This is a genomic window from Ochrobactrum sp. SFR4, assembly GCF_019730395.1.
GTDB lineage: Bacteria > Pseudomonadota > Alphaproteobacteria > Rhizobiales > Rhizobiaceae > Pseudochrobactrum.
Genome location: NZ_JAAPBB010000009.1, coordinates 12,327 through 27,468 on the forward strand (window position 1 = coordinate 12,327; position 15,142 = coordinate 27,468).

The following is a 15,142-nucleotide window of genomic DNA, read 5'->3' on the forward strand; positions in this document are numbered from 1 at the left end:
TCTGTTGTTTTCTATAATCCATTTTCGGGAGGAATGGAAATATTGCTGCTGTCAGTTCGTTTTTGTTTTAAAGAAAAATAATTTGTTATTTTGAAAGATAAAAACACCAACATAAGCTGCCGGTGCATAAAATATTGCTCGTTTATCGACAGATCATAAAGAGAGATACTTCTATGAAATTCAAAACACTGGTTGCTGCATCCTTTTCTGCATTGCTTATCTCTGCTGCTGCAAGTTCCGCAGCATCTGCCTGCACTCAGGAAGAACTGACCAAGAAAGCAACAGATTTAACTGCAGCGATTCAGGAAGTGTTGACGAAAGATCCGAGTCGCGCTCAGGAGATCATGACAAAGTCACAGGAAATGCAGACGAAGTATCAGGGTACCACTGATATGAATGAAGCCTGCAAGGCTTATGACGAGCTGATGGAAACAATCAAGAAATAAAATCCGGTCTTTATTCCGGAGCAGGCGGCGGTTCCCGTTATTGCTTTTCCGGCGATTAGGTCCCGACGGAAAAGTACGCTCCGGAATAATGATTGAGATAAAAAAAAACGGGGAAGGCCGGAAGGCCTTCCCCGTTGCTTTTTATAGGCTGATTATGCGGCCATTTTTTTCGGCAGGCGCGGCAGCAATATTGTCAGCACGCCGAGAAGTGGCAGGAATGAACACAGCCAGTAGACATATTCAATACCGTGGCTGTCGGCAAAATCGCCGAGCAATGCAGCTCCGATACCGCCTGCACCGAATGCGAAGCCGAAGAATACGCCGGCGATCATGCCAACACGTCCCGGCACCAGCTCCTGAGCAAAGACCACAATTGCGGAGAATGCCGAGGAGAAAATGATGCCGATGACAACAGCCAGAACGCAGGTCCAGAACAGGTTGGCATAAGGCATCATCAGGGCGAAAGGAATAACGCCGAGAATCGAGAACCAGATGACGAAACGGGCGCCCATTTTGTCGCCGATCGGGCCACCGATGAAAACACCGGCTGCCGATGCACCGAGGAACAGGAACAGCATCAGCTGAGCATTCTGCACTGTGACTTCGAATTTCTCGATGACAAAGAAGGTAAAATAGCTGGAAATACTGGCCATATATACATTCTTGGTCGTGGTGAGCAGGACCAGAACAAGAATGGCGAACATTACGCGCCCCTGCGGCAGCGGCAGAGTGCGGTCAGCGGCGGGTTTGTTTTTGCTCTGGCGCTGCTTTTCAGCATACCAGCGACTGACACGGGTCAGCGCGATGAAACCGAAAACCGCAATGATTGCCAGCCAGGCGACGCTCGACTGACCATTTGGCAGGATGATGAAAGCGGCAAGCAGGGGGCCGAGTGCGGAGCCGAAATTGCCACCAACCTGAAACAGGGACTGTGCAAAGCCGTGGCGGCCGCCGGAAGCGATACGTGCCACACGCGAAGCTTCCGGATGGAAGATAGCTGATCCCAGACCAATCAGGCTGGAGCCGATCAGCAGCACCGTATAGCTGTCAGCATTGGCGAGCAGCAAAAGACCGGTAAACGTGCTGACACTGGACAATGGCAGGGAGTAAGGCATCGGCCAGCGATCGGTGATAATACCAATGACCGGTTGCAGCAGAGAGGCCGTGATCTGGAAGGTCATGGTCAGGAAACCGATCTGACGGAAATCCAGATTATAATTGGTTTTAATCAACGGATAGATCGCTGACAGCAGCGATTGCATAATATCGTTGAACATGTGGCAGAAGCTGACAACCACAATCAGTGAAACGGTTGTGGCTTCAGTTATTTTTGGTGACTGGCTGGTCACGGTCGTCATTGCAAGTGCTCCGGATATGTTATGCCTTTTTGAAATTATGCTCTGTCCGGCACCCGCCGGAAATATGCATTTTTCTGTAAGTCAGAGGTCAATATTTCATACCGCGATCAGCGCCGGATAAAGATGATGCTTTATACCTGTCTGACCGGATATCTCTTTTTGATTTCTCTTTGACTGGCAGCATTCTGCTTAGTCCGCTTTTCTCTGGCCTGCTTTTGTGCTAAGGACGTAAAGTTTTTCAACTGGGCCAAATCATGCATTTAAATAGTCCTGATGATATAAATACACTGATTGCGCAGGGTTTTCATCTGATCGAACATGCGGCTGATCCGGTTGTTGCTCTTGCCAGACAATATCCGGGTGGTTTGCTGATCCCGATGCACCGCCATTCCAGAACGCAGTTTCTTTATGCACGCTCTGGCGTTGCACTGGTTGTGACCGAGCGCGGGCGCTGGATGATTCCGCCGGATCATGCTCTGCTTATTCCGCGCGGTATCGAGCATCGGGTTGAAATGTTCTCCGGTGTTGAAATGCAATCGGTCTATATGCGCGACTATGACCATTGCGATCATCCTTGTGTGCTGTCGGTAAACGAGCTGACGCGCAGCCTGCTGGCAGAGGTGGTGAAGCTGCAAAAACCTGATGCTTTTGATGAGCGCAGTGGTTTGCTTTTTGATCTGCTGCTTCATGAGATTAAGCGCCTGCCGGTACGTGAACTGGGGCTGCCGTTTCCGGAAAAACCGGCACTGGCCGCATTGTGTAAAGCATTCTTAAAAGCGCCGGATCCGGCTGCGGATATTGACAGCTGGGCAGAGAAAATGGGGATGAGCCGCCGTTCTTTTACAAGGCTGTTCCGTGCGCAGACCGGTGTGAGTTTTGTGACATGGCGGCAGCAGGCCTGTATTTTCGCATCCCTGCCTAAGCTTGCTTCCGGTGAAGCAATTACATCTGTTGCCTTCGACACCGGCTATGAAAGTGCGGCTGCCTATACCACGATGTTCAAGCGTATGCTCGGTAGTTCTCCGCGGGATTATATGCGCCAGCAGGCCGGTTATACCGGATAAAACAGCAGATGTTTGCCAGAACGCTAAGTCTGGCTATGTGGCTTAGAACATGTCGCCTTTAATCGTATCCGCTGCGTCCGCTTAACAGTTCATTTTTACGCCTGTCTTGATCTCAAACCAGTACGTGCTTTGGAGAGACATGCTCTGGCATTGAACTGTTATTTAATGTGCGGCAATATATTGTATAAACAGCGAAAAGCACTCTGAACTTTTTGCAAGATAGAGCATAATTTCTTAAACTTGAATCAGTTTAAATTGAAATTATGCTCTAATTTTAATGTGTTAGAGCTACCTTTGTGCGCCCAGTGGGGCGCACGGCGCTCTGGTTTGCGCGTTATTTGCTCGGAGGGGGCAGAATGCAACATTTGTTCGGTATATCTCCAGCATTAATGTTTTTGCTGTTTTGTATTTGCGGCATCATTTTTTATGTAATCGGGCTGGTGTTTCTGCGCATTTTCGCAAGACAGGCATCCAAGGATATTCTGACGCTTCCGATTGCAGCATTTGTCGGCACGATTGCAACGGCATGGGCTTTGGCGCTGGGATTTGTTGCTGCCGATATCTGGACGGTCAATGGCCGTGCAGATCAGGCAGCAAGCGAAGAACGCTCATCTATCACCCGCCTGATCGGTATGGCACGGCCGGAAGCTCTGAATGATCCGGTCCTGCTCAAGGCGCTCACTGTTTACCGCGTGACAGTGATTTCTGAGGAATGGCATAAGGGTTACAATACCCAGCCTGCCCGCGCCGTTGAGGAAGCGTTGCAAAATATCCGTGTCTCGATGATCAGCCTCGCACGCGGGGATATACCGGGTGCTTTGATGTCACAGATGGTGCGGGATTTTGATGAAATGCAGGATGCCCGTAATGCGCGACTTGCGTTGGGATCAAGTTCTGTCAATCATTACAAGTGGTATCTGGTTTTCTTTCTGACCGTTTTGACTCTGGTCGTTATTGCGTCTGTTCATGCGGACAGGCCGAAAGCAGGGCGCAAAGCGCTCGCCATTTATATTGTGACAGCGTCAATGAGTATGTGGATTTTGGCGATCCATACCAGCCCTTATCGCGGTGTCGGCCGTATTGATCCGACTGTGCTGTTTACAAGCCAGAAAAACGCGATGAGTTTACCGGAAGCCTTCTATAAAAAAGGATAGAGCCTGTCGTGGAAAAGCGGGTGCCGGTTTTCCGACAACGACATGCGTAAAAACAAGCTGTTAGAGCGGACGCAGCGGATACGGCTTAATGTGACATGCTCCGGCGCGCTTATTATCTGATGCCGGATACCGGCATCACATCAAATCTCCTCCAGCATAGTCACGTCTGCTCTGTCAGGTCCGGTGAACGGGTTTTCCTGTATAGGAGGCTGTGTTTTTTTGACTGCGCAGTTGCTGGACACGGTCACGGAACTGGTCAACGGTCAACGCCCCCTGAACATCCATAATCTGACTGGCCTGCGTTTCGGTGAGATTTCCTGTATCGGCTTTCACCCGCAAACTGACAATCGTATTGCCTAGTTTGGAGGCTTCAATGCACAAGCGGGCATCTTCCTTGCTAATGCCATGTGAGGCAAAGGAGCTGATAACACTACCGATAATACCGCCTATGGCAGCGCCGATAAGCATACCGATTGAAGCAGCAACCAGCCAGCCGGCTGTTAAAGCCGCAGAACCGACGACCGGCACCGCGATCAGGCCGAAACCTGCAATCAGGCCGGCAATACCGCCAACCACAGTGCCGATACCGGCATAGTTGACGATTTCATCGCACATGGTTGTATCTTCTTCCGCAAATTTGCGGCTGACAATGACAATGTCAGAGTGAGGAAAGCCTGCAGCCTCAAGATTATGCACGACCTGTTTTGCAGAGCCGTAATGATCGTAAATTCTAGAAATAAGTTTCATTTTATTTCTCCTGCAGCGTTTGAGTACCTTTCCGGAATAAAATATGCTTACTTCAAAGTTATTATCTTTGAAGTAACATGATAATTTTACCATGTTACTGAAATGATGGTATCACAATATTTTATTATTTTAAGTTGTAATTTCCGGTAATTCTTGGATTGATGCTGTTTTGCGCTACTTTGTTGATTGCAATGTGCGGAATTCGACTTCACACATGGTATTATGCGTTTTAAGATAAAATCTGCTTCAGCGTGAGGTTTACGAATGCTTTGGCTCCGGCTTCACTGAAGACAGGTCATTTAACGGAGCAGGGACAGCATAATGTATAAGCATATCTTGATTGCTACGGACGGATCTGAGCTGGCTCAAAAAGGTCTGGAACAGGGGCTGCAACTGGCTTCAAAACTTGGAAGCAAAGTTACTATTCTGACTGTAACAGAGCCGTTTCCGATGATGGCAACCGCCAGCAGTGCAGGCTGGATTGCCAGCCCGAAAGATATCGAAATTTATAATGACAATCAGGCACGTCAGGCGCAGGATATTCTCAAAGCGGCCGGTGAGGCAGCGACGAAAGCTGGTGTTTCTGCCGTGCTGAAACATATTGATGAGCGCTGGCCTGCCGAGGCGATTATCGATTTCAGCCAGCAGAGCGATGTCGATCTGATTGTTATGACATCCCATGGCCGCCGCGGTATTGGCCGTTTGCTGCTGGGTAGTCAGACCAGTGAAGTGCTGACACATACCAAAACGGCAATTCTGGTTGTGCGCTAAAAAGGGTGGCTTTTTAGTCATAAGATATGAAAAGCGGCCGCAGACTTATGTCTGCGGCCGTTTCTATTGGTTATTCTTTCGAAGCTTTCAGCACATAGTTGGTATCCGGTGAAATAATGAAATCTTTCACCTTGTTGGAAACAACTGCTACTTCATTCAGCTGATAGATCATGGTGAACGGGCTGGTATCGCGGAACTCTTTCTGAAGATCCAGATATTGCTGCGCGCGTTTGTCAGCGTCTTTTTCCATGACAGCGGCCAGTGTTTTCTGCGTCAATTCAGGAATTTCCCACGAATTGCGCCATGCACTGGTTTTTGAAACCGCATTATCGCTATTGTCCAGATTGGTCACGAATGTATCGGCATTGGTATGCGGATCCCAGTAATCAATACCCCACTGGCCGATATAAATATCATGCTTGCGCGCACGATATTTGGTGAGAGTCTGTTTGCCGTCGCCCGGAATGATTTCCAGTTTGATATTGGCTTTGGCAAAAGTCTGCTGGATAGATTCCGCAATGCCGGTGACCGGCTGTGTGTTGCGCACATCCATGGTAATGGTGAAGCCGTCTTTCATACCGGCTTTTTCCAGCAATTCCTTGGCTTTTTCAACATTGAGGCTGAACGGGTTTTCGTCTGTGGCACCAAGCATACCGGCGGGCAGGAAATTCTGGTGGATCGTGCCGATACCCTTAATCAGGGTGGACTGAATAGCGCTGTAATCGACCAGATATTTTACAGCCTGACGAACCTCCGGTTTGGACAATGTCTCATGCTGTTGGTTGAGGCTGAAATAATAGATGGTGCCTTTCGGCGCGCTGGCTGTATGGAAGCGCTCATCTTTGGAAATGGCTTCAAGATCACCAGGCTCGAGGTTACGGGCAATGTCGATATCACCGGCATCCAGCATAATACGCTGCGAGGCACTTTCCTTCACATAGCGATAAATAATGCGCTTGAGCGGTGGTTTTTCACCATCATAGCTTTCGTTGCGTTCCATCATGATAATTTCATTCGGGCGCCAGTCTTTAATCGTAAAAGCGCCGGAACCTGCATAATTGCGCTTCAGCCATTCATGGCCGAAATCATTATCCGCTTTGGAGTCTGCCGTTGGTGTGACCGGCTTGGCGTGTTCCTTGAGCAGTTTACTGTCAACAACAGAGCCGACTGTGGCGGTCAGACAGTTATAAACAAAGCTTGGTGCAAAGGCTTTTTCCGATGTGAAAATCAGCGTGTCATCATCTTTGGCAAAGACTTTTTCATCCACATTGTCTTTGGTAAGGCCAAACTGGCTGAGAATGAAAACAGGACTCTGATCTAGTTTCACCGCACGCTGCAGCGAAAAAGCAGCATCATGCGCGGTAATCGGATTGCCGGAGGCAAATTTCTGACCCTTGCGGATTTTAAAGGTAAAAGTTTTACCGTCTTCAGCGACTTCCCAGCTTTCGGCAATATCTGCAACCAGTTTGGACGGGTCTTTATAGTCTGTGCGCAGCAGGCGGCCATAGCTGTTGGCCAGAATTTCTGCAGTGGTAATTTCAAAGGATTCCGCCGGATCCAGCGAAATCACATCATCGGTCGCCATGGCGATCACCAGCGTATCCGCCGGTGTGGCAGCATTGGCTGCGCCCATCAGCACTGAGCCTGTTAAAGCTGTGCTGAAGGCCAGCGCCAGTGCGAGCTTGTTCAGCTTGTGTTTTTTGACTGTTGTCATCAGTGTCATGCTGTAGTTCCCCTCATTCACACGGCCGTGTTTTTGTTTTTGGCCGGCTCGGTCAGGAGCGTAACGCAACAATCTGAAAGATCAAACGAATTCTGAATAATTTTATTACTTAAAGTTATAAAATAAACCCCGCCGGTGTGGTCACCGGCGGGGCGTAGCAGCTAGAGCATAATTCCTTAAACTTGGATCAGTTTAAGGTGAAATTATGCTCTAATTTTAAAGTGTTAGAGCGGCCTTTGTGTGCCAAGCCTGGCACACGGCGCTCTAATGGCTGACAGAAGATATCAGATCACCAGATGGGTCACAAATTTCGTGGTCAGATAGGCATTGATAGCTTCTGAACCGCCCTCGGTGCCATAGCCGGAATCCTTGATGCCGCCGAAAGGCACTTCCGGCAGTGCGAGGCCGAGATGGTTGATTGTTGTCATACCTGCCTCAATACGCATACCCAGTTCGCGTGCATTTTCAGCGGAACGGGTAAAGGCATAGGATGCCAGGCCGAATGGCAGGCGGTTGGCCTCATCAATCACTTCATCCAGCGTCTTGAAGGATGAGAACACAGCCACAGGGCCGAATGGCTCTTCATTCATGATGCGTGCGGTTTTCGGCGCATCGGCGAGGACGGTCGGTTCAAAGAAGTTGCCGACATTGCCTATACGACGACCACCGGTCATCAGGCGCGCGCCATTGTCTACGGCATCCTGAATCAGGGTTTCGAGGGCAGGGATACGGCGTTCATTCGCCAGCGGACCCATCTGCACACCTTCGTCAAAACCATTGCCGACTTTGATGGCTTTGGCTTTTTCCGTGAATGACTGCACAACCTGCTCATAGACATTTTCCTGCACGAGGAAGCGTGTCGGTGAAACGCAAACCTGTCCGGCATTGCGGAATTTGGACATAGCCAGTGTTTTAACGGCGCCTTCCACATCCGCATCATCAAAGATGATCGCCGGTGCATGGCCGCCGAGTTCCATGGTCGACAGTTTCATATGCTGGCTGGCAAGGCCGGCCAGCATTTTGCCGATTGGTGTGGAGCCGGTGAACGAGATTTTACGGATCACCGGATGCGGGATCAGATATTCGGAAATTTCTGACGGTACGCCATAAACCAGATTGACCACACCGGCCGGAATACCGGCATCGACAAAAACGCGGATCAGCTCGGCAGGTGAGGCCGGTGTTTCTTCCGGTGCTTTGACGATAATTGAGCAACCGGCAGCAATGGCAGCGGAGAGCTTGCGCACCACCTGATTGATCGGGAAATTCCAAGGCGTGAAAGCGGCTACAGGGCCGACCGGCAGTTTGAATGCCATCTGCGATACACCGGCGGCTCGCGCTGGGATGATCTGACCATAGGTGCGGCGTGCTTCTTCAGCAAACCAATCGATAATGTCCGCACCGGCAAGGATTTCTCCTTTGGCTTCAGCCAGCGGCTTGCCCTGCTCAAGGGTCAGGATCGGTGCAATGGCATCTGCCCGCTCACGCAGCAAATCTGCCGCACGGCGCATGAATTTGGAACGGTCGAATGGCGAGCTTGCGCTCCAGATTTTAAAGCCGTTGGCAGCGGCATCCAGTGCAGCGTCGAGATCAACCTTCTCAGCATGGGCAACCTTGCCGATCACTTCGCTGGTGGCCGGATTAAACACATCAATTGTGCGCCCGCTTTGCGCATTGCGCCATTCGCCGTTGATCAAAAGCTGGGTATCTGGATAGCGCGGTGCAGTCTGAGACATAGTTCCTCCGGTATATATGCTTGAGAGCAGCAAATGACATGCCGCAATGTAATTCTGTAGAACTCACTATAAAAGGTTCGACCTGTGGTTTGGCAAGCGCAGAATTTAGTTTCTGACAGGCTGAGACGCTTTGTCAGGGGAGTCAGAAAATAAAAAAGGCGGGAAAAATCCCGCCTTTCTGAATGTGGTATCCGGTTAACGCAGACGACCCGATGCGTGTGCCAGCATGGTGTAGACCTTGCCGGTGTCCGATGTGAGATAGGTCTGAGTGACCATATTATCACGATCGTTACGGGCAACATCTTCCAGCAGGCGCTGGAAATCATCCATATAGCGGTCTACCGCACGGCGGAAATCACCATCCATCTGGTATTTGCGTTTGATCTCTTCAAAAGTCTGCTGACCTTTCAGAGTGTAGAGACGGCGGGTGAAGACATTGCGTTCACCGCGACGGTAGCGATCCCAAAGCTCTACTGATGCTTCATGATCAATCGCACGGGCAATATCAACCGACAGGGAGTTCAGACTGTCGACCACATGGGCGGCGGAACGCTGCGGTGTTACATTGCTCTGGTTGCGCGGTGCAGAAGCTGTTTCCTCATCTGCGGAAGCGCGTGCCAGCAGATTGGAAACCCAGCCGCCGCGTGCGCTTTCCTGCGGTGTCGATACCGGGGCTGCAGAAACTGTATAGCTCTGAGGCTGCTGTACCGGAGCGGCAGTCTGCGTGACCACTGGTGCGACATAGGCCGGAGCAGGCTGCGCTGCGGCTGTCTGTTTTGCAATAGTGCGGTCTGCACGGCTGTCGCCCACATCGACCAGACGGCCGGATTTGTTGACGATGGATGCCAGTTCTTTCAGAGCATTGATCTGCTCGGAAACCGCCTTGCGCATTGCTGTGGTGGATTCCTTGGCTTCCGCTGGCATATCCAATACGCCGCGCTTCAGCTCGCCACGGGTTGCATCCAGTTCACCGCGGATTTCAGCGGCCGAACGGCGGATTTCATCCGTTGCTGTTGCAAACTTCTGGCTGGCCTGTTCCACAACTTCGGAAATGGCAGTGCGCAGTTGTTCTGTCGAATTGCGTGTGCGGCCTTCGGTGCGTTCCAGAGCGGAAGTAACAAGGGTTTCAAAGCCCTGCATCACTTTCTCAATGTTCTCAGATTTGGCAAGCAGACCGGCAGACAGACGTTCCAGAGCATCCTGACGGTCGGACAATGTATCAGTCAGACCATTCTGAGCAGTGTTGATCAGGTCAGATGCACGGGACAGAACCGCACTGTGATCTTCAAAACGCTTGGCGATATCCGCAATCTGCGACAGCGTATTGCCGGAAAGCGAGCGCAGGGCGCCGATATTATTATCGATCACAACGCTGGAGCTGGAGAAGATCTGCGCAGCCTTGTTGGTGCTGTCAGCAAAGTTCGACGTTGTTTCAACCAGACGTGTATCAATATCGTTGAGGTTGAGTGTGGCTTTGTCGATCAGCTGACCAAGTTCCGCATTGGAGCTTGCCAGACGATCAATCAGGCCGCCAACACCATCGGACAGGTTGGACTTGGCTTCCTGAACTGCAGAGATGGTTTCAGCCGTACGGCTGGCCAGTGCGTTGACCAGTGCTGCATTTTCCGAACGCAGGCGGTCGGTTGCTGCATGGGTTGCTTCTTCCAGCTGGCTTGCAAGACCCTGACCGCTATCGGCAAGGCGCTGTACCAGAGGTTCTGCGGTATCGGCCAGAATACGGGTGATTTCCTGCGAGCGGGCTGCGAGAACCGAGTTCAGCTCACGGGTGCGTTCTTCCAGTGTGAAAGAGGTGTTCTGCGTCGCATCAGAAATACGGGCTTCGATCACACCGAGTTCACCGGTAATGCGCGAACCGATTTCACCAAGACCCATGGCAATCGCATCAGCGCGTTCAGTCAGGCGTGCTTCGGTACCGGAAAGGTTTTCCAGAACACGGGCGCTGAAAGCTTCACTATGGGAACCGAGAACATCGCTGGCGCGGGATGCGGTTTCCGCAATCCGTGTTTCAATGCCGCTGAGGTCACCGGTCAGACGGTTGCTTACATCATTGATGCCGGAAGCAATGGCTTCCGCACGTTCAGTGAGGCGGGCTTCAGTGCCGGACAGGTTTTCCAGAACACGGGCGCTGAAAGCTTCGCTATGCGAACCGAGCACGTCACTGGTACGCGATGCGGTTTCCGCAATGCGCGATTCAATGCCGCTGAGTTCGCCGGTGAGGCGGGTTTCAATCGCTTCCAGACCGGATGCAATCTGGCTGGCGCGTTCGCCGAGACGGGCTTCTGTACCGGCCAGATTTTCAATCAGACGGTCGTTGAAGTTCTCACCAAAACCATGCAGTGCATCACCGGCCTTGGCAGCTTCTGCAGTAAGCGAACCGGCAGCTTCTGTGATTTTCTCACGCAGTGTTCCGGCAACCACCGAAGCGCTCTGCTCCAGCGATTTACGAACATTGTCCACACCGATGCTCAGAGCGCGTTCCATGGTGGAGGTGCGTTCTTCAATAATACCGGTCTGATTGTCAAAGGAGCTTTGCAATACGCCGGTTGCATTGGCAACAGCATCCTGCAGGGCAACAGTGCGCTGCACCAGCGTATCACTGTGCTGACGCAGATTGGCATCAAGGCTTTCAGAACCGCTCAGCATTGCTGCCTGCAATTGCGAGGCGCGATCGCCGACTGTATTGATATGTTCATTCAGCAGCGAACTGACAGCAGTACTGTTATTCTGCAGGCTGTCAGAGAATTGCTGATTACGCTCATCCAGTGCCCGCGTATATTCCGCATGCTGCTGGTCGAGCGAGCTCTTGAGAGCAGAAGTGCGGCTTTCGAAACGGCCTTCCTCTTCCGCGAAAATATCGTTGAGCTTGGCATTATGGGTAGCCATTGCTTCACGCATATCATTGGTGCGCTGTTCCAGAATAGCGGAATGCTGGCTTGCAGTCTGGTCGAGATTGGCTGCATTGCCTGCAATGGCACGTTCAATATCGGCGCCACGCTCTGTAATCGTCTGGCTGTGCTGCTGCATTGCAGCTGCAATACGGTCGGCTTCACCGGAGAGTGTCGATGACAGGGATTCACGGCTGTCAGCAATCTGAGCGATGAAGTGACCGGCGCGGTCATTGAGCAGACCGGCAACAGAATCTGTAATGCCGGACAATTCGCCGTTGAGTTTGTCTTTGGTTTCGTCAACCACAGTGCTGATCGACGAACGAACACCGGAGAAGGTTTCTGCGATCTCACGGGTACGGGCAATCAGATTTTCATTGATCTGACGCGAACGGACTTCCAGAGCCGCATTGAGTTTCTCAGTGCTGCTGTCGATTGCCTGTGCGCGGCCTTCAAATTCATTGAGCAGCGAATGGCCGCGTTCGGCCAGTGTGGCGTTCAGATTGGCCAGACGCTGATCGAATTCGGTGACCATATTCATGGTTGCATCACCGAGCAGCGATGCGATGTTGGATGTACGTGCATCCAGCGCTTCGGTCAGGGTCTCGGTGAGACCGCGTGAACGTTCTTCCAATGTGGCGATACGTGTATCAAGGATTTCAACAAAATCACCGCCCGAAGAGCTGATGCGTGTTGAAATATCTGTGCTGCGGGTATCAATCGCTTCGGAAATGGCAGCGCCGCTTTCATTCAGGCGGCTGATCATTGTTTCACCTGCATGGGACAGGGAAGAGGTCAGCTCGCTGGAAACGGTGAGAACATTGTCACGGATGATATCGCTGGCCGAAGACAGCTCAGTCTTGAGGTGCTCATGCGCACCGGAGATCGAGGAGCGTACGCGTTCTGCATGGCTGATAACCGCCTCACGCTCATTGCCAAGTTCGGCAATCAATGCGCGGATGCGTACTTCATTATCGCTGTAAGCGCGTTCAAGCTGATGCACTTCGGTCTGAACCAGAGTTTCCAGTTCAACGGCACGGGCGAGTGTGCGCTCGATACCTTCATTCATCGCTGCTACTTCACGGCGCACGGCCTGACCGAGCGTGGAAACGCGGTCACCGGCTGCGGCTTCAGGCGAAGCGAGGCGCATGGCGGCGGCAGTCATCTGACGGGCAGCGGATTGCAGTTCCTGCGCACGGCGTACCATCTGGGCAAAGCCCCAGAACATCACAACCGGCACGGCAATACCGGCTGCAACACCGATACCAGCCGGAGTGCCGAAGAAATCTTTGATTGCTGAGAATGAGGTAAGACCTTGCGGGCTCAGCGCATGGGCAAGGGTAAGACCGCCTGCAGTCCAGAGGGCGCTGATGGCTGTGGTTGTCCAGAACACATTTGCATTGCGGCCATTGGTGCGACGCAGCAACAAATTATCATTGCGCAGATCGTCATTGGCCGGTGTGAACGGGGAGGCTGCGGCAGCCGGTGCTGACTGAGTGGCTGCAGGGCGTGCAATTACAGGATCTGCCAGCACAGTTTCAGGCTGCATTTCTGCATCGCTGCGTGCGGATATTGTTTCGGATTTGGCATTATGAACGGGGGCTGTGGCTTCCGGCTGGTTTGCGGCCTGTAAAACAGTCACGCTGCCCGGGGTATTGGCAGAGGCTGTAACAACAGGAGGCGCGGCCGGTGTGACCGGTGCGGCAGGCAGAACGGTTTTTTCTGCTTTTTTCTCTTTGACAGGCTTTTCCGGCTCTGACTGTGCCAGCGCCTCAGCTTTGCCTTTCACGGCGGCAGCGGCAACGGCAGTGCCTGCAGCAGCGGCGGCTATTGCTGAAGCGCCGTTCTGTTCCAGTGCCAGTTCTTCTGCTGCGCGTGAAATCTGGCTTTCCAGATCATCAAGCGAGAATTCTGCTTCAGGAGCGTCAAAATTCAAATCCAGCTCAAAGTCGTCGCTGAAATCCAGATCCAGCCCGTCAGAGAGGGCCTGTTCCATATCAAGCTCAAGCTTTTGCGCTTTTGTATTTTGTGCCATAGCCGTTTTACCCCGTACTCATACATATACGCAAAAACCATGCTCTGAGTTGCTGTCGCTCAATTCTTAACGGCAGATACAAAGACATGTTGCGCAGTCTATAGGTTAAAACTTCCGGAGCCATATGGGAACTACGGAAATTGCGGTTGATGAAATGTTTAAAGATAAGGTTAACGCGACACTCGAAGGGGCATTGAAAACAAAGCAAATGCGGGCTTTTTTAAGCGTTATCTAATTGTGGAAATCTTTAAGCAGACATCAGATATGAATATAATATGCCCTGAATTGTGGCATATTTTGCCATAGTCCGGCAAGAAATTAGTGCTTTTGCACCGGTAAAATATCGCTAAATCAGACGGAAATGATTAACGGTTATATTTATGAAAGGCTCTGCCTTTTTATTGTGTCGCATATCTTATCCGTACGCCGGTTAACAGTTTACGGAATATGCTTGAGTGATCGAATTGACGCAGACGGGCAGGGAGGTGCTGTTTACAGCTTGAACTCCTTGGCTGCAGCACGTATCTGCCCTGCAACGAACATTTTTACAGAGTGTCAGCTTTATCGGCTGCGGTTTGCACTGCGCAGGATGATTTTGCCGGCATTTTACAGGATGACTACATGACCAAGATCACATTTGTTTCTGCTGACGGCGCGATGCGGAATGAAGTTGAAGCTGAAAACGGCTCCACTGTTATGGAAAATGCCATTCGCAACGGTATTCCGGGTATTGATGCGGAATGCGGCGGTGCCTGCGCCTGCGCAACCTGCCATGTTTATGTCGATGAAGACTGGACAGATGTGGTTGGCGGTCCTGAGCCGATGGAAGAAGATATGCTGGACTTTGCCTATGATGTGCGCGGCAATTCGCGCCTGTCCTGCCAGATTATCGTGCGCGACGAGCTGGAAGGTCTGGTTGTTCAGGTGCCTGAGCGCCAGAGCTGACCTGTCCGGACAATTCGTTACGGTTTCAAAAGCGGTCTGCATAAAAGGCAGGCCGCTTTTTATTTATTTGTTTTGGCGCAATATCATTCCGCATTCAGCGGTTTAAACACAGTTTTGTGTCTGTATCTCTGTTTTTTTGTCAGGCATTAGAATGAGTGCCGTAACATGCCTGTAAAAAGAACAGGTATTAGAGCGGTCCCAGTCATGATGAAACGGTGGAGCCGCTCTAATTCTTTGCTTTTACGCATTGTTCTACG

The 15,142-nt window shown here is 51.4% G+C and carries 10 protein-coding genes; 5 read left to right on the top strand and 5 right to left on the bottom strand.

Annotation, left to right across the window (positions count from 1 at the left end):
- Nucleotides 1-173: 173 nt before the first annotated feature.
- Nucleotides 174-446 (top strand): hypothetical protein, encoded by a 273-nt coding sequence (locus HBA93_RS12325; protein WP_121993129.1) that lies wholly within the window; start codon nucleotides 174-176, stop codon nucleotides 444-446.
- A gap of 152 nt (nucleotides 447-598) precedes the next feature.
- Here the strand turns inward: HBA93_RS12325 and HBA93_RS12330 are convergent, their stop codons facing one another.
- Entirely contained in the window at nucleotides 599-1,804 is a 1,206-nt protein-coding gene (locus tag HBA93_RS12330; RefSeq protein WP_121993130.1) for an MFS transporter, read from the bottom strand.
- 254 nt (nucleotides 1,805-2,058) lie between these two features.
- Here HBA93_RS12330 and HBA93_RS12335 point away from each other — a divergent pair, with 254 nt between their 5' ends.
- Both HBA93_RS12335 and HBA93_RS12340 read left to right on the top strand, forming a co-directional pair.
- The gene (locus tag HBA93_RS12335) at nucleotides 2,059-2,868 is read left to right on the top strand and encodes an AraC family transcriptional regulator (protein WP_221723460.1); all 810 of its coding nucleotides are present in this window, start codon (nucleotides 2,059-2,061) and stop codon (nucleotides 2,866-2,868) included.
- 356 nt (nucleotides 2,869-3,224) lie between these two features.
- Complete coding sequence (locus HBA93_RS12340) at nucleotides 3,225-4,022, top strand: bestrophin-like domain (protein WP_221723461.1); 798 nt, start codon at nucleotides 3,225-3,227, stop codon at nucleotides 4,020-4,022.
- Nucleotides 4,023-4,196: 174 nt separating this feature from the next.
- Here the strand turns inward: HBA93_RS12340 and HBA93_RS12345 are convergent, their stop codons facing one another.
- The gene (locus HBA93_RS12345; RefSeq protein ID WP_221723462.1) at nucleotides 4,197-4,769 is read right to left on the bottom strand and encodes a hypothetical protein; all 573 of its coding nucleotides are present in this window, start codon (nucleotides 4,767-4,769) and stop codon (nucleotides 4,197-4,199) included.
- 321 nt (nucleotides 4,770-5,090) lie between these two features.
- Here HBA93_RS12345 and HBA93_RS12350 point away from each other — a divergent pair, with 321 nt between their 5' ends.
- Entirely contained in the window at nucleotides 5,091-5,540 is a 450-nt protein-coding gene (locus HBA93_RS12350) for a universal stress protein (RefSeq protein ID WP_121993134.1), read from the top strand.
- A gap of 70 nt (nucleotides 5,541-5,610) precedes the next feature.
- Here HBA93_RS12350 and HBA93_RS12355 read toward each other — a convergent pair whose 3' ends face one another.
- From HBA93_RS12355 to HBA93_RS12365, 3 genes are all read right to left on the bottom strand, one after another.
- Nucleotides 5,611-7,254, bottom strand: coding sequence for an ABC transporter substrate-binding protein (locus HBA93_RS12355; protein WP_221723518.1), 1,644 nt, complete (start codon nucleotides 7,252-7,254; stop codon nucleotides 5,611-5,613).
- Nucleotides 7,255-7,547: 293 nt separating this feature from the next.
- A complete protein-coding gene (locus tag HBA93_RS12360; protein ID WP_221723464.1) occupies nucleotides 7,548-8,999 on the bottom strand; it encodes an NAD-dependent succinate-semialdehyde dehydrogenase in 1,452 nt (483 codons plus the stop codon).
- 195 nt (nucleotides 9,000-9,194) lie between these two features.
- Nucleotides 9,195-13,940, bottom strand: a complete 4,746-nt coding sequence (locus HBA93_RS12365; RefSeq protein WP_221723465.1) for an apolipoprotein A-IV repeat region-like domain-containing protein — start codon at nucleotides 13,938-13,940, stop codon at nucleotides 9,195-9,197.
- 621 nt (nucleotides 13,941-14,561) lie between these two features.
- On the opposite strand from HBA93_RS12365, the gene HBA93_RS12370 reads away from it, so the two are divergent.
- The gene (locus tag HBA93_RS12370; RefSeq protein ID WP_113945792.1) at nucleotides 14,562-14,885 is read left to right on the top strand and encodes a 2Fe-2S iron-sulfur cluster-binding protein; all 324 of its coding nucleotides are present in this window, start codon (nucleotides 14,562-14,564) and stop codon (nucleotides 14,883-14,885) included.
- Nucleotides 14,886-15,142 lie beyond the last annotated feature (257 nt).

Bases quoted from the DNA above. Each gene is read 5' to 3' on its own strand.
- HBA93_RS12335 (WP_221723460.1), top strand. From the start codon at position 2,059: ATGCATTTAAATAGTCCTGATGATATAAATACACTGATTGCGCAGGGT.
- HBA93_RS12370 (WP_113945792.1), top strand. From the start codon at position 14,562: ATGACCAAGATCACATTTGTTTCTGCTGACGGCGCGATGCGGAATGAA.
- HBA93_RS12365 (WP_221723465.1), bottom strand. From the start codon at position 13,940: ATGGCACAAAATACAAAAGCGCAAAAGCTTGAGCTTGATATGGAACAG.
- HBA93_RS12325 (WP_121993129.1), top strand. From the start codon at position 174: ATGAAATTCAAAACACTGGTTGCTGCATCCTTTTCTGCATTGCTTATC.
- HBA93_RS12330 (WP_121993130.1), bottom strand. From the start codon at position 1,804: ATGACGACCGTGACCAGCCAGTCACCAAAAATAACTGAAGCCACAACC.
- HBA93_RS12355 (WP_221723518.1), bottom strand. From the start codon at position 7,254: ATGACAACAGTCAAAAAACACAAGCTGAACAAGCTCGCACTGGCGCTG.
- HBA93_RS12360 (WP_221723464.1), bottom strand. From the start codon at position 8,999: ATGTCTCAGACTGCACCGCGCTATCCAGATACCCAGCTTTTGATCAAC.
- HBA93_RS12350 (WP_121993134.1), top strand. From the start codon at position 5,091: ATGTATAAGCATATCTTGATTGCTACGGACGGATCTGAGCTGGCTCAA.
- HBA93_RS12345 (WP_221723462.1), bottom strand. From the start codon at position 4,769: ATGAAACTTATTTCTAGAATTTACGATCATTACGGCTCTGCAAAACAG.
- HBA93_RS12340 (WP_221723461.1), top strand. From the start codon at position 3,225: ATGCAACATTTGTTCGGTATATCTCCAGCATTAATGTTTTTGCTGTTT.